Below are 21,963 nucleotides of genomic sequence, written 5' to 3' on the forward strand. Positions count from 1 at the left end.
ACCTTGCCATGACCCTCGGTAATCCAGTCCGGTTCAGTGGTGAGTCAGACCGCCCCGTCATCATGATTCCGGTGAAGATCGATTTGCGCGACAATCAGGCGTTCTGGCGCCGCAAGGTGTTCTCCATCCCGAAGACCGGCTTTTTTGGCTGGTTGTTCAATCGCCGCAACAAGCGCTCCCGGGATTTTCCGTGGATCGTCGGTGGCAATCCGCATCCCAACGGGCGCGCAGACATATTCCGGGTTTCGCGGGGATCGGTCGACGAGGTGCTCTACACCCTCACCAACCAGCTGGTTATCGGGACCGCCAACGGCAGCGAGGTCGTCGAGGTTGCGTTCCAGCACCTCACCTTCATTTCCGGACCCGGCGGGGTCTGTGATACGGCCTCGGAAAGAGGTCTTGAGGAGCGGATTTCCGAAAGCCTGAGTTCCACCCTGAAAGGCTATTTCGACCCGACAATCGGTGTCCGGGTGGACTGCATGGTCAATCCGGCCCTGCCGGCCAATCAGCTCAACATGTATCTGGGGCAGGGCATTTTCGTGCCCAGACGCGGTGAACGGCCGATCGGCTGGATCCGCTATTATCCCGATCATTCCCGGCGTGACCACTACACCGAGCCGCAATTGCTCGACGGCCGCCCGGCCGGGCTCTACAAGGGCCAGGGCGGCCTGGTGATCGGCATCGGCGAGGGGCTGCTGCATGCCGAAATCGATCTTGGTTCAGGCGAGGAGGTTCAATCCTCCTATCTGTTCATCAACAAGGACGCGGTTCTGGCGCCCACCGGCAATGATGACCGGAATCAGGGTGTCGATGCCCGCCTCTCCTTCTGCCACGGCCACGGAAATGAACCGGTCCCGAGCCGCGTGGCAAGTGTTGACGATCAGTGCGACATTGCCTGGAAGATCGATTTTGTGGCAACTGCCCAAGCTCCGGGACGGCTGGAACTGTGTGTAGATTCGCGCAGGTCACGGCTGCACTGGAAACCGTCAGGCCGCTGCAATGCGGCAATCAACTCGCTTCTGTTTGACCTGAGGGATTTCTCGCAGCGCGACGTCGAGCGGCTCTGGGTCGATCTCGATCGGGACAATGTCCTGACCGCCTACGCCCTGCAGGTCGCCCGGGTGTCACTGGTCTGGGACTGTGAAAACGAAGAGCAGTATGTCTATGAATGGGGTCAGACAGGGGCCCCGTTCAAGACGCTGGGAAGCGTCGGCCTCAAATGCCGGACCATCGAGGCCGGCATCATCGAGGTTGGGCGTGCCGACGGGGAGCCATTTGGTTATCTGGAACTTCCGGATTCGCCCGAAAAGGCCATATTCTCCGACGCCTTCCAGTCATTTGGCGGCTACCATCTCGACTGGCTTGATCAGTGCGGCCGGATATCGTTTGGCGACACGGTGCTGTCGCTTGGCGAGGCCTATGCGGAAAAATGCTCAGGCATGCCGGTTTCGGCCTTCGAACCCGGCGAGACACGAAAGATCATCGGCCCTCTGGTTCTGACTCCCTACAGGGAGGGCTCTGATCCATGAAAGCGAGGTTTCTCGGCGCTCTTGGATTTCGGGCTGGTGTGCTGTCACTGCTGGCCGGCATTCTCTATCTCGGCGCGTATTTTTTCGTCGATACTTTCAGGGTCAACCGCATCTGGATGGACCGTGTCGAAATTCCCAGCGCTGTGGCGTTCGATGCCACAACATTCGATTTCCTGGTCGAAGGGGGGGCGATCTGGCCCATTCGTGACGGCGTGTCGGTCGCGCTCGGACATGCGCCCTGCAACACGCTGGCTTTGCGGGCGCCGGAAACCGTCAACCTGGTTACGGGGGCCGCTGGCGAGGCCGGCCGCAAATATGTCCGCGAACTCTGTGAATCGCCGCAAGGTGAACGCATTCGCGAGGAAGTCGCGAATTTCAACCAGAGTTACCGGATCGTCTCAGTCTCCGACAACCGGCAGGCCGACGATGCGCTCAACTCCGCCGAAGGTGTTGCCTGTGCCGATGGCGTCAGCACGGCCAAACTGTTCGTTCCCCCCCGCTGCCTGCCCAACAAGTGGGAAGCCACCATTGCCGCAGACGGGCGGGCTGTTCAGTCGATCACCACCGCGGCCATCTCCCAGTTCGACTACGCGTTTCTTGCCAGCGAAACCGAAAGCTTTTTCGGTGACTGGAAAGTCATCACCCCGGTGATCGACACCCAGACCGGAGAGGCAGGCCAGTACCGGTTCCGGACGTCGATGACGTTTGGCGACATGCCGGTGAGCATTCGCACCATTGGCGCCGTGCGTTCGATTGCGGTGAATGGTGTGCGACTGGCGATAGATCCCGCAACCACCCCGGACGACGTCCGCGCGGTTGCCGGACAGAAGCAGGCTGCGTCGCTTGCCATCTATTGCGCCGATGATGCGGCGGGCACCGGGCGCCGGCAGCGATGCGAGGGAGAAAGCCCGCGCGGCAGGCCGACCGGGTCGCTCCTGTCCCTGTCCCAGCCCACAGGCAGGACCGTCGAGGTTGAAATGGTCATCGAGCCATCAATCCGGGTCGCCCGCGAGCTTAGGCGCTACCTGACAAACACCGAAAAGAACACGACGAAGGCGGGGGACGGGACTGTCTCCCTCGGGTTCGGACGGATCCGCGTTGGATGCCAGCTGTCCCGGTTTGAAATCGGAGCCGCGGCAACCGGACGTTTCGATACCGGTTGCGACTTGAGCTGGAACGTTCCCGACAACCAGAAAATCGAGAGCCAGGCCGAGCCGCTGACCAATCTGAGCCTTCACGGGCTCCCGGTGCTCGATTCGCAAGGCGCCTTGACCCAGAAAGCCTTTGAGCTGGGTCTTGGCGGATTGCTGGGACTGGGCACCGGCGATTCCGGCTCGGTCGCTGCAGCGCTGACACTCACCGAGGACGGCGAAAACCCGTCGCTGACCATTCTGCCCGATTATCAGCGAAAGGCGATTGCAGCGCTCGCGCTGAATTACAAGTGCCCGAAAGATCAGGACCGGTGCGCCCGGCGTGCCGATCTGGTCATTCTTGATGCTGAGGGCGAGGATGCTGGCAATGTGCTTGCCATTGCCAGCTTGCCGCAACCACGCACGGGCCTGTCTTCCTGGGATATCGAAACCCTCGAACTCACCGCCCCTTCCAAGAGCCCCCTCGCCGCCTATGGCTGGCGCAACTACGACCTGCGCGGAACGCCCGGTTCGGCCTTCAAGCTGGTCACCGCTTTGGCTGCCAGCCAGTACGTTCTCGACAGCGGCGACAAGACGCTTGAGGACGTGCTTCTGGGCAATGCCAGCCCGCTGCAAATTGCCGACCTGTTCGGCATTGTCGCAACCCGCCCCTCCTTCAATGGGCGGTGCAAGCCCAACTACGACGAGCGTGACCCCGAAAAGCTCAATGCCCTGCCCATTCCCGGCGCAAGAGGCGGCATCGCTTTCTGCATGGGCAACTCGGCCTCGTCTGCAGGGATTCGCAGCGGCATAAGCCATATCCTCGAGCTTGGCGGGGACAGCGGCTGCGGAGAAGCGCGCGCTCCTCGAGCGGGCCTGTGCGAGGCCATCAAGAAATCATCAAATCTCTACTTTGCCGGCATCGCCCTGTATCTTGATGCGGACAGGTTGATGGACAGCGAGAGCGGTTTTGAACACACCAACCTGGTTTCAGATCTGCTGTTGGCGAAAACCGCGGACCGGCTGTTTCCGGGCGCGCGAAATTCCGATGCGGTGGCGCGCAAGACAGCGCTGGATCTTCTGGATGTCAACTACCCCGCGACCGGGCGCGGGCGCTCGAGCCCACTGATCGTGGAGGCCGGGCTGCCGGTGCCTCCTGGCGAACCGCGTCGTTTGCGACTGGCACGCGGCGGTATCGGATTGAGCGTCAGTGCAAGCCCTCTGGCCATGGCCTCGGTTGCAGCCTCCGTCGCCACCGGAAAGATCGTCCGCCCGCACCTGGTTCCGAAATTCCAGCGGGGTGACACCGACGATCCGCTCGAGGGTGAGCCGGTTCTGACCGCACCGTCCGACAAACAGACGCTGGTCGAGCGGCTGCTCACGGAAATCCGCAGCGGCATGGCGGCGGTCGTGAGAAACAAGGGCGGCACGTCGCGCAGCGCCTTCGCAAAGATTCCGGCCGAACTGCGCAATGCCGTGTATGCCAAGACCGGCACTGCTCCGGTCTTTACCCACGGCACTGCTCCCGAGGACGGACGCTATGCCGCCTGGCTTATCGGTTATGTCGAACCCGACGGGGCCCTGCCGGGTATTGACCAGAGAATTGCTTTCGCCTGCCGGGTGGCGTTTTCGCCCACCTATGGAGGATCCGCCTGCGGGCCTGTGGTCCGCGATTTCCTCATGGCCCTGTATGAGGGCGAAAAATGAAACTGGCGCGCTCCATCAGCACTCTGATCGGCATCCTGATGCGCCTCGGCTTCGGGCTGGCCACGATGGCGGTGATTTTCTGGTGGATGTTTGCGCTCCACACGGCCGCCGGCCATGCGCCGCTCTTCAGCGCCCTGAAGGAACTGAAACTGACAATCCCGCAAGGCAGCGAGGTCGTGCTGGGGCGGGCCGAACTGCTTCAGCCGGCAGGCGCACGGTCGGCGGAACTGCAGCATGTCCGGCTTCGCGCCACAGAAGATGGGCAGATCCTGATCAGCCGCGTGGCCGAACTCAGAGATCTCAATGTCGAATTTGGCGGCAAAACCGAGGAGGGGTCGAGCGAGCGCTACGAGATTTCGAGACGGAAAGGCGCTGTCACGCTGGTTTCAGCCGGCGCGCAATTCGTCAGGATCAGCGTTCGCGATGATGATGCGCTCGAATTTTCCATTGAAGACTGGACCGGAAACGCCACAACGGCCCTGATCCATCGCGACGGCGCCGAGCTGCTGATCAATGGTGAGCCGGCGGACGAATGCTATGATCAGGGGCTGACCGGCTGGGTCGCCTCCAAGGCCAACAGACTGAGCGGCGAGGTGTCCGACCGCCTCGCCGCTTATCTCGGACCCTTCGGTCTTGCTGACCTCTTGCAGCGAAAGGGAAAGCCGACGGTTGCTGTCCTGGGCGGCGACCTCACTTGCACGATGCACAGCCATGCCCTTGTGGCCATGCCACGCGCCAACCCCGAGCTTGAATTCGCCATTCGCAGGAATTTGTCCGATGGCCGGCTGTTTGTATCGATCTACCGGGAAGCACAGCTGGTGCCCGTCAGCTTCGAAACCTGGCTGGATGGAGAACGGATAGGTCAGCATTACGGGCGCACCGGCATTGAAGTGCCGCTGGCCGCCACATCGCCGCTCGCGTATCCGCCCGTTACCCATTTTACCGCAGGCAAGACGCGCTATTCAATCGATGCCGATAGCAATACGGAGGGCGGCTGGGATGTTCACATCCAGCCAGATCGCCGCATTGCCCTGTTTGATGACAGCGTCTGTGCGCAGCCGCTTGAGGCGGACACGGAAACCGCCTCGGTGGAAGATTGCCCGCCGCCTCTCGACAGCTCGCCCAATTCCCTCCCCGAGGGCGCCCGCATCGAGGTGATCAAGCACCAGCTTCCCTCCACCCTTGATCGGCTGTTTGTCGGCAGCCCGGATGGCCTGGTGAGTGCCGAAATCCTGGCAAGAAGTTCCGCCATCGGACTGTCGCTGCTGATTGTCCTGGCCGTTCCCGGTGCCACAATCTGGCGCGCAAACGGCAGTGTGTTCCGGGCAGCGCTTCTCACTCTTGCGGGCTGCGTGGTGCTGGGGCTGGCCCTGCTTCCCGATCTTGTCGCCATTGGCAGACAGCTGACCGCCATACCCGATGCCTCCAGATACATGTTTTATGGCCTTGGTGCCTCATGGGTCTGCGCGACCATCGTCGTCATGCTCGACCGGTCCGGCGGCGCCAGTCTCACTGCCTTGTGGTTTTTGTTGACAGCGATCATCGCGCTGAGTTCGATTTCCATGTTCAGCCTGAGTGCGGAAGGCCCGAATACCGACTGGGAGCGGTTCTTCATCAAGCATAAACTGGTGGTTCTGGATGTTCTGCCGGTCTTCGTCATGGCGCTGACCATCGTCTCGCCAACCGCCCTGAAGCTCCGGATCGGCAACGATTTTGCCGGCAGGCCGTCCCTCGTCTCGCCGACTCTGTGGCTTCTGGCCATTGTCTTCACCTTGTTTGCAGCCTGGTTCTTTCTTGGCAACCAGACTGGTCTTGGTGGCTCCATCCAGCCGGTCGAGGCGGGAAAATTCGCCATTGTCGTGCTTCTGGGGGCCTCACTCGCACAGTGGCTGATCCGCGCCCGTCTTCTGGCGCAGGCATGGTTCGGCATCACGCTGATCGCCGTCATTCTCTCCACCCTGTTCCTGATCGCCCTGCTTTTCGTCCCCGCAGTGAAATCGGATTACTCGCCGCTGATCATCATTGGCTCGGCAACCGCAATCACCGGGATAGTGGGCTTCATGGCCATCGGCTGGCGGATCCGCGAGGAGGAGTATGACGACCTCAGGGACATCAAGCGGATTCCCTTGTCTTACGTGCCCTCGATACAGGATATTCGCTTGAGTGTTGCGCAGTTCTGTCTGCTGCTGTTGCTGTTTGCCGCCATCATCCTTTCACCGCTGGTGTCGCTGGACCTCCTGATCCAGGGGCTTGAGCTGCTGCAACAGTCGGTGGCGTACTCGCTTGCGGCGGTTGTGGGCCTGATCGCCGTTACCATCATGCTCATCCGGACGCTGGTCATCCCGCGCGCCCTGTTCATCGGGCTGCTGGGATTGCCGCTGGCGCTTCTTGGAACCTGGGCGCTCTGGCGTCAGGAAATCTTCATTCTCGCTCTCTCTGTCGGCGGTCTCGTCACGATGGCGTTTGCGGTGGCATGGCGCAATCGTGTCAACTGGACTCTGGCGCGCGTCGCCATCGCTGCGCCGCTGATCGCACTGGTGATGGCGGTGGCCTTGAGGGACGTGCCGGCGAAGGCAGGGCTCGGCGTGCAGGACTGGTCCTGGTTCGACAAGCCCGACAAGCAGATCACGGAGCTGGAAAAAGTGCTTGGCGAGGGCCGCCGCCTGCCGGTCGAGAGGCTGATGAGTTGGGCTGATCTCCGGTTCGGCCGCGATGGCAAATACACCGAACCCCGCCAGCTGGTTCTGCGCGACATGAACTTCCACGTTCTCAGATCGCGCGCCACGCTGGCCAACGCGCCTTGCGGCTTGAGCGACGAACTCAAGGCAGCCCCCTTCAACATCGGCTACGCCGTGGAGTGGATCGGCACCGGCATTTCCAAAGGCCTGGGCATTTCCTGCCCTCAAGAGGCGCGGCAAGCCGAAACCTTGCGATGCACGCCCTCCACCTTGAAGGGCCCGGTGCGGCCGCATTGCGTCCCGGTCGTCCAGAGCGATTTTGCCGCGACCTATATTGCCACCAGGCACGGCAATGCCGCCGCCACGCTGCTGATCGCGCTTCAGGCCTGTTTCATCTTCTTCGTTATCGGACTCTATCTCAAGCTTCAGTCCAAGCGCTCAAGGGATCCGGTCGAGACCGGAGCGGATCAGGCGCTTGCCTGTATCGCGCTCGGATCAGGCATGCTGTTTCTGATGCAATGGATCCTGGCCTGGTCGAATGCGTTCGGACTGCTGCCCGTCATGGGGCAGCCGATGACATGGCTGTCAGCCGGCACCAGTCATCACCTTTTCATGGCAATCCCGGCAGCGCTGGTGCTCCTCGTTGCGACTCGTCTTGCAGGGATGAAAGCACCCGTGTTAACAATTCGTGTGCCGCCAAGACGCCGTGGTTAGTTACTTGTTGAGTGTAAGTTGAGAGGCAGGCGTTGAAATGGAAAAGAAAACTACAGATGGGAATGAAGTTTTAAGTACCACGCGCTTGAAGCAGGCCTTTATCATTGCTTTTGCCGCGGTCGCATTCTTGATGACTGCTTATGCCACAAGCGGTGGAGCTCGAATCTTTCTGAACGAGACCTATGCCTGGATTGGTATAACCGCACTCGCGGTGGGTTTCCTCGCCTTCACCTCTCTCGTCCTGGGCGACGGGATATCCTCGAGCAGGATCACCCAGATCGCTCTGGTGATGCCCTTCTATCTTGTTGCCGTGGCGATCTGCTGGATTTCCTCCTTTGCCTCCTATCACCAGCAATTCCTTAGTGTGGGGCGATCCGATCTTGCCAATGCCGAAACGAATTTGCGGCAGATGGGGCTTTACGCGCACGACATCAGCCAGGTCATGAATGACCGTTATCAGGACAGGAAAATCGAACTGCTTCAGGACGAGGCACTCAAGCAGTACTCGGCCAGAATGAGCGCGCTGACAGACGAGCTGCGCGACCGGGACAAGAAAAAGGAAATCGCCTCGGAACTGCAGGCGCTGATTGAGCTCAAGAAGGTCGAGCTGCGAAACCGGCAGGGCCAGCTGGCGACACGGCAGGAAGACCTTGAGCGCGAGTCGCTCAAGCTGAACGCGCAAATCGAAACCCTCGAAGCTCAAGTCAAGTCCAGACAGGCCCAATCGGTGGCCGCCGAGGCGTTGGTCGGCAGGCTTGAGGCTGCTCTGGTAGAAGAAGAGGGCGAGCCCGGCGTCTCGCCCGAAAGAAAATCGGTTCTTCTGAGTGATGGTCTTGCCAGCCAACTCGTCGATGATCCTGCCTGCAACCGCAGACGCCGGGCCGGCACCGGCGGCGACCTGCCGGGAACCTGCTATCACGCTATTGGCGAAAAGCTGGCCGAAACACGAAAGCTCAAGGCCGATACCGCCAAGATCTATCAATCCGCACGTGCCGACCTGCAAAAAGCGCGCGACACTCAGGCGAAGTTGCAGTCGGACCTGCAGCAGGTGGTGGCAGACCTTGGTGCGGCGAAACTTCAGGCCAGTGAAGGCCTGGCGTCGGGCTATACGCTTGATGCGGACGGATTTCTGCAAAGCGTCAATGCCTTCATCAACACCCCTTCCCAGACGAGTTTCAAGCAAACGGCCAATTACTGCCTGGTGGTGACCGAGGTGCTGTCGGATCTCAAATCCGTGTCTGACCTGCCTGCCTGCGAACCGCAGCCGCTGATGGCGTTGTTTCGCCAGATCGAGACACTCGATGCAGACCAGGCGTCTTTCAATCTGTCCTGTGCTGAAGCCGAGCGCCGCAAAGCCATCATCGACACATTGCGCACCCAGATGCTTGATGTGTCCGGTCCGGACCGGCTTGTTCCGATCACACGCGCCTATGATCAGATGCGCGCGGACGTGCTGGAAACCTGCGTCGTCGCTGCCGAACAGAGGGGTCTGGCCACCGGGCCCTACCGTGAGGATCTGGCCAGTCTTTATGATCGCATCAACCCGTCACAGGACCCGATCAGCAAGGCGATAGGCAAGGTTGAGGCGCTTTTCAACGGCACGGCCTCGGCCCGCGATTATTTCCCCGCCCTGCTCGCCTTGCTGCAGGAACTGTCGCTCTTGCTGTCGAAACTGTTCTGGGATGCAAATGCCATGACCAAGAGGTCAAGGCGCAAGGACGATCTCGACATCTCCGATCTCGATCTCGATGCCCGACCGGATGATCCGGAATCGGTGCTGGCGGCCAAGAATGTCATTCTCAATGGTGTGTTCGACAAGCAAGGCTATCTGTTGCCGCTGTTTTTCGACGAGGAATATTCCCACGACATGCGCAGCCAGATGCGTCTGATTATCGACAACCTGATCCGCAAACAGCTTGCGCGCAAGACCAGCCGCGGAACCTTGATTTCAGAGCAGGGTGTGGCCGAGGTCGGGCGCCGGATCCGCCGGCATTATGAAGCGGCTGAAACCGAGGATTCCGCCGCCTCCGCTGCAAGCAGTGGCACGGAACGGCACCATGCCACCGAGGACCGGCATGCGGCAGCGGAGCCCAGCCAGAAACCCCTCAGCAAGGGCGGGGATGACAAGATTGCCGCAAAGGCCGCTGCGTCCCGGGACAACCCGGACGCTGCAGCCCGTGAATTGCTGGAGGAAGACGCAGTCGATCCGTCGCACCGCCCCCGACGCCGCAGGCCTGTGGTTGTCAGGCCAAATTTCAGGCGTGAGATCTAAGGCAATCTGCGCAAAGGTGTGCAGCGGTTTTGCGACAACGACATGCATAAACAATGAGCCTGAAGTGCGTCATCCGGAACCGGTTTGATGCGACGCGCTTTACGCCAAGCCGCGTTCATATGGCGGCGTTTGAACGCGATTCGCATGCATGGATTGAGAGAAATAGGGCGGAGTTGGCGCGCCCCTTGGGGCGTCAGCAGGCCTAGCCGGGGTTCCGGTTCGCCGTCTCTACAGGGGCAGCCATCGAGCTCGCCACCGCGTCTGTGGTTTCGGCCAAACTTCGCTCCTTCAGGATACCGCTCAAGATTTCGTCCCGGGTGAAGAGGAACGGACTATCAAGACCTAGGGCTGCGAAGATGAACGGATCAGCTGTCATGTAGGGGTAGCGGACATTGTCCGGGGTCAACGGCACCGGAAACCGTGAATTGCCGGGATCGAGGATTTCCGCAGTCGCATCAATGTTGGCGCAGCCCAGTTGCGGGTGGAAGCCGTAGCTTGAGGTGGCGATGAAGCGCAGATCGATGTCGCGTTCCTGAGACGGGAACGGCCTGAAATCCTTGATCATGTCGAAGGCCGGCCGCATGTGGGCATGCAGGATGGCGAGCACTGCTTCGGGTTCGGTGGCGATGTCGCGCGAGCGATTGCCGAAGCGCAGAAGCAGCAGGTCGAACATGCTGATGGCGATCGCCACACGTTCGAGATTCTGGAATTCGGGCTTTCCCGCCCGTTCGAAAAAATCCTCGACCTTGTCGATCAGAGCTTCAAATCCGGCATCCGTGCCGGCATTCAGCACGGAAATGACCAGGACAATCCCCTTGGCCTTGGAAAACCACTCGTCCAGTTCCCTGGTTTTCTCCACATGCGGGTTGGCCGTCCCAGACAATTCAGTGTTCGGAAAAGCCGCCTCGCCGGGAGCATCCCGAACATGGATGGTGAATTGTCGGTTCTGCAATCCATTGCCGGGCGCCGCGCCCTCCGGGGCCGGCAGATCGACTTCGAGATCAAACCGGATGTCGGTTACGCTTTCGGTCGCCTCGGGAAGGTTTCGATAGTAACTTCGAAGTAACCGCCGGTTGATCCGGTCAGTCTCTATCTTGATGTCATGCAGTTGGCGAAATCCGTGAAAGTTCAGTTCCACACATTTCGCAAAGTCGACAAAAAGATTCGTCTTGCCTGATCTGACCGGCCCGGTCAGACCGACATGAATCTCGCTGGTTTCACTCGATGGCAATTCAGCGTTCCCTTTTGCTGAATTTCGTTATAAGTCTTAATAGCAATAAACCATTTGTATAGTACAGGAAAGAGTCGAATGGCTTATCGGGATGGAGGTTGCGAGAATATCTGGTTGGCCTGGGATGGCGAAGATCAGGCAGTTCTTGGTTATTTCTGTTCCAAAGGCGAGGAGCTGATCAAGCACCGCAAAGGCGCCATCGTACTGTGCCATCTAAAGCCTGCCGCCTATCGCGAAGGCAACCGCTCCGGCATTGTCGTTGATGTGTTTTCGATCGGGCCGGGTGAAAATTTTCTCAGGACGCTTCGACTGCCGCGCGACACGCACTCCGTCGAGCTGTTGATCGATGACGGACAGGCGGCCCGGCCGCTCAAGGCCTTCGAACTGGCGCGCGAGACGGACGGAATACTTCCCGAGGCCAGGTACGGAAACGTCGTGATCGCCTTGCCCGAAGATGAGGGCGACGAGCCCGATGCTCGCTTCGTATGGTCCGACAAACGTATCCATCACGTCAAAAAGCCGAATGCCCATATCGGATGGGCCGGATATTTTACATCCTGGCCGATCCATGAAGGGGACAGCACCGGCAACGTCGTGGCCGTCTCCAGCTTCCGGCTTGAGGTTCCGCATCTGGAAGATGCATTGCAGATTTTTCCGGTTGGCTATGACATTACCGAAGCGGAGTTCGCCGCCAGAGACGACACTGCGACCGCGATCATGCGGGCATCGGTAGAAAATGACCGGGTTCAGAATGCGGTCCTGACCATTGAGGGAAGCCGGCCACTCCTGCAGGGGCTGTATTTCCTGCATGTGTCGGCGCACAGGCAACGGGCCAATGAATGGAGCGAAATCATTGACATTGATCCCGGTACTTTCCAGTCGATCAGCGACAACCTCGTTGACGCCTACCGGCAATTGCTCTCCGGAACCGGCGATTGGGACGATGCGGAAGTCGGCAATGCAGGGCAGAATCTGATCGAGCTTCTCACCCAGGAGCATCGCTGGTTCGAGCTCTCCTCGCCGGATTATTTCGTCGATGTTGTCCCCAATGAGACAGGCGAAAAGGTAAAGCTCTCGGCCTACGAGATTTCCGCCGGCGACCATCTGGTGTTTTATGACACAATGGGCCGCAAGCTGCGCGCCGGGCAGCATCTGAGTTCCGACAGTATTCTCGCCTTCAAGGCCAACACGACCGGCCTGCAATTGCTGCGTGGCATCTACACGACAAGCCACAAGAAGATCGCGGAAATCGATGCGCACCGGCCGGCCAAACGCTCGTCCCAGTCGGACGCGGGAAAATTCGAATCGTTGCCTGCTGCGCTAAGTGCCAACCATGATTGGGTTGGAGCCCCGCATTCTCCGTTCGATTTCACCCCCTTGAAAGTCCATTCCGCGCTTTACAACGGCCTGGGCAATGCCGAGGGCGCGTTTGCCTGGGAGACGTTCATCAGGGATCCGGCAGCGTGGTTTCTGGCCGATTCCATCAATCCGAATTTCTGGATCAGCCAGGCGGACTTCCGTGCGGTGCGCGAGGGAAACATTCTGGTCCGGGCTCTGAGCCTGCTTGGCCGCGAGGAAGCGTTCGTGGCGCTGCCGCAACTGGAAGACCAGCTCGTCGCCGCATTCCTGGTCATGCGCCTGGCCAGAACCCCGGTACTGCACAGTTGCATTTACCGGATAAACGGTATCAGCCCCGCCAATGACGACCTGCCGACGCTGGCGGAGATGGTCAACGGGATCGATGAACGCCTCAGCAATGGAGAGTTCCGGGAGTGGCTGTCTTACAGCCAACCGCAGATGCATGAGATGCTCTGCGAACCAAACGGAACGTCAAAGCCGATTGATCGCGGCGCCCTGAAGCAATTGTCCGAAGAGTTGCGGCATGCTGCGGAGGTGTTCGACGCCTTCCACGGCGCGCTGGGCGAATCGGCCAAGCGACCAAAGCAAGTGGTGGCAGAAGGCGTCCGCTGGCAGCCGCAGGGTGTGAGCGATGACGCGCTGGAAAACCTGATCGCCTCCCTGACGGAGTCCGATCTCGCCAGAGACAAGTTCGCCGGCCAGCAATATGAGGCCCTGCTCGGCCGGTTTGGCCGCAACGCCTATTACCGCAGCCGTATCGCCGCGGACATCTACAAAAACTATCCGGACCTGCTGCCCAATGACAGCAAGAAACTGATGGAGTTCCTGCGCGGCCTTCTCACCGAGTCCGGCTGCAATTTCGACATGCGCAATTTCGACGAGAAGCTGGTCGACAGCGTGGCCGAGAACATGCAAAACGTCGAGGCCTGGCTTTTGCCTAACGCGGTCAACATGCGCAAAATGGCGCAGGTCGAGCTCGACAATGCCTCTATGAACACCCCGACCGACGAGAAGAAGAAAGCGGCCATCATCGAGTTTGCCGCCGCCCATGAAATGCAGAAAACCTGGGATGACATCTCCGACATCATCGTACGGGCGGAAACAGCAGGGATCAGGGTCCCGACGAAACTCAGACGATTGCAATTGCTGTGGCCACGTGAAAGCTCGACGACGCTCAGCGAGTTCCTCACCTTTGAGCACAAGCACAAGCACATCCTCGGCCAGGCGCTGAGCGAAACATACGGGTATGACTCAATCCTGTATGCCTGACCACGCTCACCCGGCGGAAACACCGATCTCGCCGGTTCGAAGACGCGTCTTGCGTTTGGCGAGCGTGTCAGCACCGGTTGATTGAACCGCAGTTTTTACCTCCGTTGTGCACGCGATCCTCCTGGCAGCAGGGTTTCGATGGCTGGAGTCGTCATCCCGAAAAGGGAACAATATTTGCCGCTTGACCTTCCATTCACTGGAAGGATTACAGTCGTTGCAGTTTAGTAAGGATTGGCGATATGGAACAGTCGAACCACACCCATGACCACGAAAATTGTGATCATCAACATGAGGACGCTGCTGTCGATACGCATGCGCTTTTCAAGGCTGCGACAGTCCCGGTTGACGGCAAGGTCAAGGATCTGGTGTGCGGTATGGATGTGGCGGTCGACAAGGGCAAGCCGACGCTGACCTACAAGGGCGACGCGTTTCATTTCTGCTCAGCCGGTTGCCACGGCAAGTTCGAGCGCGATCCGTACTTCTATCTGTCGGGCAACAAGGCGCGGAAGAAGCAGCCCGCGCAGAAGAATGCCATGTACACCTGCCCGATGGATCCGGAAATCGTGCAAGAGGGACCGGGCACCTGTCCGATCTGCGGCATGGCGCTTGAGCCGATGGACGGCATCGCCGAGGGTCCCAACCATGAGCTGATCGATTTTACCCGCCGGTTCTGGATCAGCGTCGCGGCCGCCATTCCACTGCTTGTTGTGTCAATGGCCCCGATGCTCGGGCTGCCGGTTCGTGAGTGGATGGGCGAAACCCTGGCGCTCTATCTGGAGTTCGCGCTGGCAACGCCGGTGGTCCTGTGGGCCGCGCGACCGTTTTTCCATCGCGGCTGGGCCTCGATCAAGACCTGGAACCTGAACATGTGGACGCTGATCATGATCGGTGTCGGTGCGGCCTACCTGTATTCGGTTGTCGCGACATTCTTTGCCGATCTGTTCCCGCCCGACCTTCAAATGGAAGGCGGCCATATGCCGGTCTATTACGAAGCGGCCGTGGTGATCATCGCGCTGGTGTTTGTCGGCCAGGTCTTGGAACTCAGGGCGCGCGAACGGACCGGTGACGCCATTCGTGCGCTGCTGGATCTGGCGCCGAAAACCGCCCGCCGGATCACGCCCGATGGCGACGAATATGATGCGCCGCTCGAAAACATTATTGCCGGCGACCGGCTTCGGGTTCGTCCGGGAGACGCTATTCCTGTCGATTCGATCGTGCTCGAGGGCCGCACCTATGTTGATGAAAGCATGCTCACCGGCGAGCCGCTCGCGGTGGAGAAGACAGAGGGCGACACCGTCACCGGCGGCACGCTGAACAAGCAGGGCAGCCTGGTCATCGAGGCGGCAAAGGTCGGCGAGGACACCATGCTGGCGCGGATTGTGGCGATGGTCTCCTCCGCACAGCGCTCGCGCGCACCGATTCAGGGGCTGGCCGACCGGGTGGCTTCGTATTTTGTCCCGGCAGTCGTTGTCGTGGCTGTCCTGGCCTTTGCAATATGGTTGCTGATCGGGCCCGATCCCGCCTTTGTGTTCGCCATCGTGTCGGCGGTTTCGGTGCTGATCATTGCCTGTCCCTGCGCGCTGGGGCTGGCCACGCCGATGTCGATCATGACGGCGTCCGGGCGAGGCGCACAGGCCGGCGTTCTGATCAAGGATGCCGAAGCGCTCGAGCGGATGGCGAAAGTCGATGTGCTGGTGGTCGACAAGACCGGCACCCTGACCGAAGGCAAACCCAGACTGACCGATGTGGTCAGCATCGGCCCACTTGCCGAAAACGATATGCTGGCGCTGGTGCGCGGCCTCGAAGCCGGATCCGAGCATCCCCTGGCGGAGGCCATTGTTGACGGCATTGCGGCGCGCGATATCGCGGCTGCACCGGTGGCCGATTTCGAGGCGACGACGGGCAAAGGTGTGTCCGGCAAATCAGGCGATCAGCATATTGCTCTGGGCAATGCGGCGATGATGGCAACCGTCGGAGCCGACACCAAAGCTGCCGATGCGCAGGCTCATGCGCTGCGCTCGCAGGGCAAGACAGCGATGTATGTCGCCATCGATGGCGAACTTGCAGGTCTGATTGCGGTCGCCGATCCAATCAAGGCGACGACTGCGGAGGCCATTGCCGCCCTTCACCGGGCCGGCCTCAAGATCATCATGGCGACCGGCGACAATGAAACCACCGCCCGCGCCGTGGCCGATCAGCTGGGCATCGACGAAGTCCGCGCCGGCGTTCTGCCCGAAGACAAGAAGGCGCTGGTGGAGGAACTGCACAAAGCAGGCCACAAGGTTGCGATGGCCGGAGACGGCGTCAACGACGCGCCAGCTTTGGCTGCAGCCGAGGTCGGTGTCGCCATGGGCACCGGCGCCGATGTGGCGGTCGAAAGCGCGGGCATTACCCTGTTGAGGGGTGATCTGGGCGGTATCGTGCGGGCGCGCAGGCTCTCGGAAGCGACGCTGCGCAACATCAAGCAGAATCTGTTCTTTGCCTTCGCCTACAACACCATCGGTGTTCCGATCGCTGCCGGGGTGCTCTATCCGATGACCGGAACCCTGCTGTCGCCAATGATTGCGGCGGCAGCGATGAGCCTGTCATCGGTGTCGGTGATCACCAATGCGCTGCGCCTCCGGTCGGTCAAGCTCGACGCTTGACCTTCCGGCCGGTGGAAGCTCTACGGTTTCGTTCGATATGAATAGCCCCAGCCCGCGGGATTGCCGGCTTAAGCAAGAGCGCCGCAGCAAGCGGTCTGGAATCCAAGGAGGCAGACGATGAATATCGGCCAGGCATCTGACGCAACCGGCCTGCCGGCCAAGACGATCCGCTACTATGAGGATATCGGTCTGATCAAACCGGCGCGCGCTGCAAACAGCTATCGCGACTATGACGGCAAGGACGTTCATCGGCTGGCCTTCATTCAGCGGTCGAGAGGACTCGGGTTCACCATCGAAGAGTGCAGATCGCTCTTGTCGCTGTATGAAGACAAGGATCGCGCCAGTGCGGATGTGAAGGCGCTGGCGCTGGAAAAGATCACCGAGATCGACCGCAAGCTGAAGGAACTGAAATCCCTGCGCACCACACTGAAGACGCTGGCTGACCACTGCCACGGCGATGATCGGCCCGACTGCCCGATCATCGACGAGATTGCCAAGGGGGTGCTCGCATGATCCGGCGCAACCTGCTGATCGGCCTTATTCTGCTTGGTGGCGCCGTCTTCATCTTCCGCAGCCTTCAAACGCCCGAAACCGCGCCGTCCGGCGCCGCGCTGGCGAATGTTGTGGTGCCGGACTTGTCGGCTCAGGCCCGGGACGGTGAAATCCTGTTCAACCGGTCCTGCGCCTCCTGCCACGGCATCGATGCTGCCGGACAGGACGGGATCGCGCCACCACTGGTTCACAAGATCTACGAGCCCAGCCATCATGGCGACGCCGCGTTCCACCTGGCCGCCAAAAATGGCGTCAGGGCTCACCATTGGCAGTTTGGACACATGCCGCCGGTCGAGGGCATCACCGATCCCGAACTTGATCTGATTGTCCTGTATGTTCGTGAGCTGCAGCGTGCCAACGGCATTCACTGAGACCAGCAAAGAATCACACTGTTCCGGCCGCTGTCAGGCCGTGATCAACCGGCACATCTTGTGCCGGTTGATCATTGTCGGCGGCTAGGCGACGTCGCTGTCCCAGCCGGAGATCGCCTTGGCCTCAAGGAACTCCTCGATGCCCCAGACGCCGCCTTCGCGGGCCCGGCCCGATGCCTTGACGCCGCCAAACGGTGCCCCGGCGCCGCGCGACTTGCCGTTCATTTCCACCATGCCAGAGCGAAGCCTGCGGGCCATGCGGTTGCGTTTGGCGCCATCCTCACTCTGCACATAGTTGGTCAGGCCATAGATGGTGTCGTTGGCGATCTCGACGGCATGTTCTTCGTTGTCGAACGGGATGATCGACAAAACCGGCCCGAAGATTTCCTCGCGGGCAATGGTCATGTCATTGGTCACGTCGGCAAACACGGTCGGACGAACGAAATAGCCGCGATTGAAGCCTTCGGGGCGGCCAACACCGCCGGCTACCAGCCGTGCGCCTTCGTCGATGCCCTTCTGGATCAGACCCTGGATCTTGTCGTACTGGGCAGCCGAAACCACAGGGCCGATATGCTTGCCTTCGTCATGGGACGACCCGACCTTGACCGTCGCGGCAACTTCGATGGCCTTCTCGACCGCCTGATCATAGGCCGGGCGTTCGACCAGCATCCGGGTCGGCGCATTGCAGCTCTGGCCGGTGTTGTTGAAGCAATGGCGCACGCCGCGCTCGACCGCCTTGGCATCGGCATCAGCAAAAATGACATTGGCGCCCTTGCCGCCGAGCTCCAGACAGACCCGCTTGAAGGTGTCGGCAGCGGCCTTGGAAATGGCGGTCCCTGCGCGCGCTGAGCCGGTGAAGCTGATCATGTCGACATCGGCATGGGTCGACAGGTCGGTGCCGACACCAACGCCATCGCCATTGACCAGGTTGAACACACCCGCCGGGACACCGGCAGCATGAACGATTTCCGCAAACACGATGGAGGAAAGCGGTGCAATTTCGGACGGCTTGAGCACCATGGTGCAGCCAGCCAAAAGTGCCGGAATCACCTTGAGCGTCACCTGGTTCATCGGCCAGTTCCACGGCGTGATCAGTCCGACGACGCCGATCGGCTCCATGGCGATACGATCATTGGGCGCATGCGGACCGAGGGGGCGGAGGAATTCGACTTCCTTGAAGGCGGTGATGAAATTGTCGATGTGCCATGTGCCGGAGGTGACCTGGCTTGAGCGCGACATCGTGATCGGAGCGCCCATTTCGAGGCTGATCGCCTGGGCCATGTCTTCGGCGCGGTCGATATAGATATCGCGGATCTTCTTGACGTAGTCGAGCCGGGTTTCCGGGTCGGTTTGCGACCATGACTCGAAAGCTGCCTTGGCTGCGGCAACGGCCTTGTCGGTGTCCTTGGTCGAGCCCAGCGAGATCACCGCGCAGGCTTCTTCGGTCGAAGGATCGATAACTTCGCAATCTCGGGCCTTGCTCGGCGAAACCCACTCCCCGTTGATGTAAAATTCGCGCTTCTCAATCATGTCATTCTCCAAACTTGTCTCATTCGTGCAGATGGGGACGAAAGCGTCTCAGGTCAAATCTCTAGGGGTGGAAGGCAGTCAAAGGCAACCTCGATTCGGCGCTTCATCGCATGCCGAGCCAGCGGAAGTGCCTGTTTCTGCTTGTTGAGATATTTTCTGACCCTGTCACACCGATGACAGGGGCTTGCGCCCGGTACCCTTGCGGTTTTCCAACATAGCCACCCGGCCTGGATCAGCGCACAGACTTGAGGAGCGCGGCAGACGGGAAACAGGTGGGCTTTTGTCTGTTGCGCGCCTGCCATTCGCCGATCGACCGCCGTGTCTTGTAGCCGGGCAGTCCGTCGGCGCCGCCAACATCGTAGCCCTGTTTTTCCAGAGAGGATTGCAGCCTGGCGATGTCGGATCGCAACATTTTTCCGGTGCTGCCCCACGGCGTCACGAATGCGCTGCCGCCTTGGGCGATGCGGTCGGCAAGATTGCCGATGAACAGCGCATACAGATCGGAATTGTTGTATTCCTTGATCACATAGAAATTCGGCGTGACGACAAATTCCGGCCCGTAGGTTCCTGCCGGGACCAGAACCATGCCGGGCGCGCGGCGTTCGTGATCGGGAAAGGCACGGCCTGAAATCCGGATGATGCCCATATCGGCCAGCGCGCTGATCGGCCGGGCCCGGTCGGGGCCTTCAAGCGCGCAGGTGACGCTTTCAGGGATGACGGCTTCAAAACCCCAGTCGCGTCCCCGCACCCAGCCCGACCGAGCCAGATAATTGGCAATCGAGGCCAGCGAATCGGCGGTTGAATTCCAGATATCGCGCTTGCCGTCGCCATCAAAATCCACCGCATGGTCGAGATAGCTCGACGGCAGGAATTGCGGCTGGCCCATGGCGCCTGCCCAGGAGCCTTTCATTTCAGCGCTTGATACATCGCCGCGCTGCAGGATCTCGAGCGCCGCCAGAATTTCCCGGCGGAACAGCGCGGGCCGGGTCGACATGAAGGCCTTGGTGGCAAGCACCCGCACCGCAGAATGGGGAATTTTTGCCCGGCCAAACCCAGACTCACGGCCCCAGATCGCCACAATGATGGAAGCCGGCACACCATACCGCGTCTCCAGCTTGCCCAGGACATGGGCGTGTTGTTTCATCAACGCGCGGCCTGATGCCGCCAGTCCCTGAAGGCTTTTCTCGTTGAAATAGGCGCCGGGGCTGCGAAATTCGGCCTGGCTCTGGGCACGTTGCCTGGGCTTGGGGAAGCCGGGAGGCGCCAGATCCGGCAGATCCCAGTCAAGCGTGACGCCAGAAAAGGCGCGATCGAAGACCTGCCTGGAAACGCCGCCACGTTTGGCCTCGGGCCATAGATCCGTCTCCAGCCACTGGCTAAATTGCTTGTCCACACCGGCTCTGGTGGCAGCAAGCGACGCCGACGTCACCGCAACGGCGGCGATGAGAGTGAACAGGGCGGACAGAAGCAGTGTGCGAATCATCGCGCCAGCTTAGCCTGAGCAGCCTGTCAGGAAAATGGCGCGTTTTGATTGCCGAATCTCAGGACTGCGAAAACGCCTCGATCTCGATTTCGGTCAGCAGATCGGGATGGGCAAGGCCGGCGACAATCACATAAGTTGACGCCGGCGCATGGCCTTCGAGGACTTGATCGCGGATTTCCCGGTAGGCGGTGACATCACCCGGCGCCACATCATAGACTCTGATCGCAACGATATCGCTGGGTTTCATGTTGCAGGCAGCCACCGCGGCAAGCCCGTTGCGCCAGGCCTGCTCGGCCTGGGCGCGGTAGCCGTCCCGCATCTGCCCGTCCGGCGTGACCCCGATCTGGCCCGAGATGAGCAGACGGCGGCCGGGAGAAACCATCTCAACGGCCTGGACATAATTGGAAGCCGGCTTTGCCATGCTGTCGGGGTTGAAGAAACGCGGCATCTGTCATTCCTCAAAAAAAGCAGTACGGACCTTCTAAAATGCAGTGCGGGCGCGGATGGCGGCTGCCAATGTGCCCTCATCAAGATAATCCAGCTCACCCCCCACCGGCACGCCGTGCGCCAGCCGGGTGATCTTGATCTCGAAGCCGGACAATTGCTCGGTAATGTAATGGGCCGTGGTCTGGCCTTCGACCGTGGCGTTGACGGCAATCAGAATTTCCCGGACGTCGCCCCTGGCAACGCGATCGACGAGACCTGCGATCGACAGATCATCAGGGCCGACGCCATCAAGCGGCGACAGGGTACCGCCAAGCACATGATAGCCGGCATTCATCGCCGCGGCGCGCTCGAGCGCCCAGAGATCCGCGACGTCCTCGACCACAATGATGACACTCTGGTCGCGGGTCGGGTCGGTGCACACCGTGCAGGGGTCAGACGTGTCGGCATTGCCGCAGGTCGAACAGATGCGGACCTTGTCAAAAGCCTCGTTCATCGCCGATGCCAGCGGGCCCATCAACTGATCTTTTTTCTTGATCAAATGAAGCGCGGCGCGGCGCGCCGACCGCGGCCCGAGCCCGGGGACGCGGGCGAGCAACTGGATCAGCCGCTCGATCTCCGGCCCGGTTACACGCTTCTGCATTTCATACTCCCGTCATGACCAAACATGGGCGTGGCTTAGAAAGGCAGCTTCATGCCGGGAGGAATCGGCAGGCCGGCGGTCAGCTCCTTGGTCCGTTCGGCCATCATCGCCTCAACCTTGCCCTTGGCATCATTGTGGGCGGCGACAATCAGATCCTCGAGAATCTCGACATCGTCTTCCTTGAACATGGACGGATCGATGGAAAGGCCTTTCATCAGCCCCTTGCCGGTGAGCCGCACGCTGACCATTCCGCCACCGGCAACGCCTTCACATTCAAGCTCGGCAAGTTCTTCCTGCATGCGCTCCATCTTGGCCTGCATGTCCTTGATCTTGCCCATCATACCCATGATGTCTTTCATCTGGATCTCCTTTTCGAGTGCACTATGCCGGCCAAAGGCCGGATCCG

The 21,963-nt window shown here is 60.4% G+C and carries 14 protein-coding genes; 8 read left to right on the plus strand and 6 right to left on the minus strand.

Going from position 1 to position 21,963, the window contains the following annotated elements:
• The first annotated feature begins 8 nt into the window (after positions 1-8).
• The 4 genes from PZ897_RS19275 (at position 9) to PZ897_RS19290 (ending at position 10,030) form a co-directional block, all read left to right on the plus strand.
• Complete coding sequence (locus tag PZ897_RS19275) at positions 9-1,529, plus strand: hypothetical protein (RefSeq protein ID WP_275754381.1); 1,521 nt, start codon at positions 9-11, stop codon at positions 1,527-1,529.
• The gene (locus PZ897_RS19280) at positions 1,526-4,366 is read left to right on the plus strand and encodes a penicillin-binding transpeptidase domain-containing protein (protein ID WP_275754382.1); all 2,841 of its coding nucleotides are present in this window, start codon (positions 1,526-1,528) and stop codon (positions 4,364-4,366) included. The genes PZ897_RS19275 and PZ897_RS19280 overlap by 4 nt, the downstream gene beginning before the upstream one ends.
• Positions 4,363-7,758 (plus strand): FtsW/RodA/SpoVE family cell cycle protein, encoded by a 3,396-nt coding sequence (locus PZ897_RS19285; RefSeq protein ID WP_275754383.1) that lies wholly within the window; start codon positions 4,363-4,365, stop codon positions 7,756-7,758. The genes PZ897_RS19280 and PZ897_RS19285 overlap by 4 nt, the downstream gene beginning before the upstream one ends.
• 127 nt (positions 7,759-7,885) lie before the next feature.
• Entirely contained in the window at positions 7,886-10,030 is a 2,145-nt protein-coding gene (locus PZ897_RS19290) for a hypothetical protein (RefSeq protein WP_275754384.1), read from the plus strand.
• Positions 10,031-10,232: 202 nt separating this feature from the next.
• Here PZ897_RS19290 and PZ897_RS19295 read toward each other — a convergent pair whose 3' ends face one another.
• Entirely contained in the window at positions 10,233-11,261 is a 1,029-nt protein-coding gene (locus PZ897_RS19295; protein WP_275754385.1) for a hypothetical protein, read from the minus strand.
• Positions 11,262-11,339: 78 nt separating this feature from the next.
• Here PZ897_RS19295 and PZ897_RS19300 point away from each other — a divergent pair, with 78 nt between their 5' ends.
• From PZ897_RS19300 to PZ897_RS19315, 4 genes are all read left to right on the plus strand, one after another.
• The gene (locus PZ897_RS19300) at positions 11,340-13,889 is read left to right on the plus strand and encodes a hypothetical protein (RefSeq protein ID WP_275754386.1); all 2,550 of its coding nucleotides are present in this window, start codon (positions 11,340-11,342) and stop codon (positions 13,887-13,889) included.
• A gap of 239 nt (positions 13,890-14,128) precedes the next feature.
• Positions 14,129-16,534, plus strand: a complete 2,406-nt coding sequence (locus PZ897_RS19305; RefSeq protein ID WP_275754387.1) for a heavy metal translocating P-type ATPase — start codon at positions 14,129-14,131, stop codon at positions 16,532-16,534.
• 117 nt (positions 16,535-16,651) lie between these two features.
• Entirely contained in the window at positions 16,652-17,047 is a 396-nt protein-coding gene (cueR, locus tag PZ897_RS19310) for a Cu(I)-responsive transcriptional regulator (protein WP_275754388.1), read from the plus strand.
• Positions 17,044-17,457 carry a cytochrome c gene (locus PZ897_RS19315; RefSeq protein ID WP_275754389.1) on the plus strand — a complete coding sequence of 138 codons (414 nt, stop codon included), beginning with the start codon at positions 17,044-17,046 and terminating at the stop codon, positions 17,455-17,457. The genes cueR and PZ897_RS19315 overlap by 4 nt, the downstream gene beginning before the upstream one ends.
• 84 nt (positions 17,458-17,541) lie before the next feature.
• Here PZ897_RS19315 and PZ897_RS19320 read toward each other — a convergent pair whose 3' ends face one another.
• From PZ897_RS19320 to PZ897_RS19340, 5 genes are all read right to left on the minus strand, one after another.
• Complete coding sequence (locus PZ897_RS19320) at positions 17,542-18,987, minus strand: aldehyde dehydrogenase family protein (RefSeq protein ID WP_275754390.1); 1,446 nt, start codon at positions 18,985-18,987, stop codon at positions 17,542-17,544.
• 232 nt (positions 18,988-19,219) lie between these two features.
• Positions 19,220-20,470 (minus strand): lytic murein transglycosylase, encoded by a 1,251-nt coding sequence (locus tag PZ897_RS19325; protein ID WP_275754391.1) that lies wholly within the window; start codon positions 20,468-20,470, stop codon positions 19,220-19,222.
• A gap of 58 nt (positions 20,471-20,528) precedes the next feature.
• Positions 20,529-20,918, minus strand: coding sequence for a RidA family protein (locus tag PZ897_RS19330; RefSeq protein ID WP_275754392.1), 390 nt, complete (start codon positions 20,916-20,918; stop codon positions 20,529-20,531).
• A gap of 33 nt (positions 20,919-20,951) precedes the next feature.
• Entirely contained in the window at positions 20,952-21,557 is a 606-nt protein-coding gene (gene recR / locus PZ897_RS19335) for a recombination mediator RecR (protein ID WP_275754393.1), read from the minus strand.
• 35 nt (positions 21,558-21,592) lie between these two features.
• Entirely contained in the window at positions 21,593-21,916 is a 324-nt protein-coding gene (locus tag PZ897_RS19340; protein ID WP_275754394.1) for a YbaB/EbfC family nucleoid-associated protein, read from the minus strand.
• Positions 21,917-21,963: the final 47 nt, after the last annotated feature.

Origin of the sequence: Hoeflea sp. YIM 152468 (genome assembly GCF_029210485.1) — a bacterium.
In the GTDB taxonomy this organism is placed as follows: Bacteria; Pseudomonadota; Alphaproteobacteria; order Rhizobiales; family Rhizobiaceae; genus Hoeflea.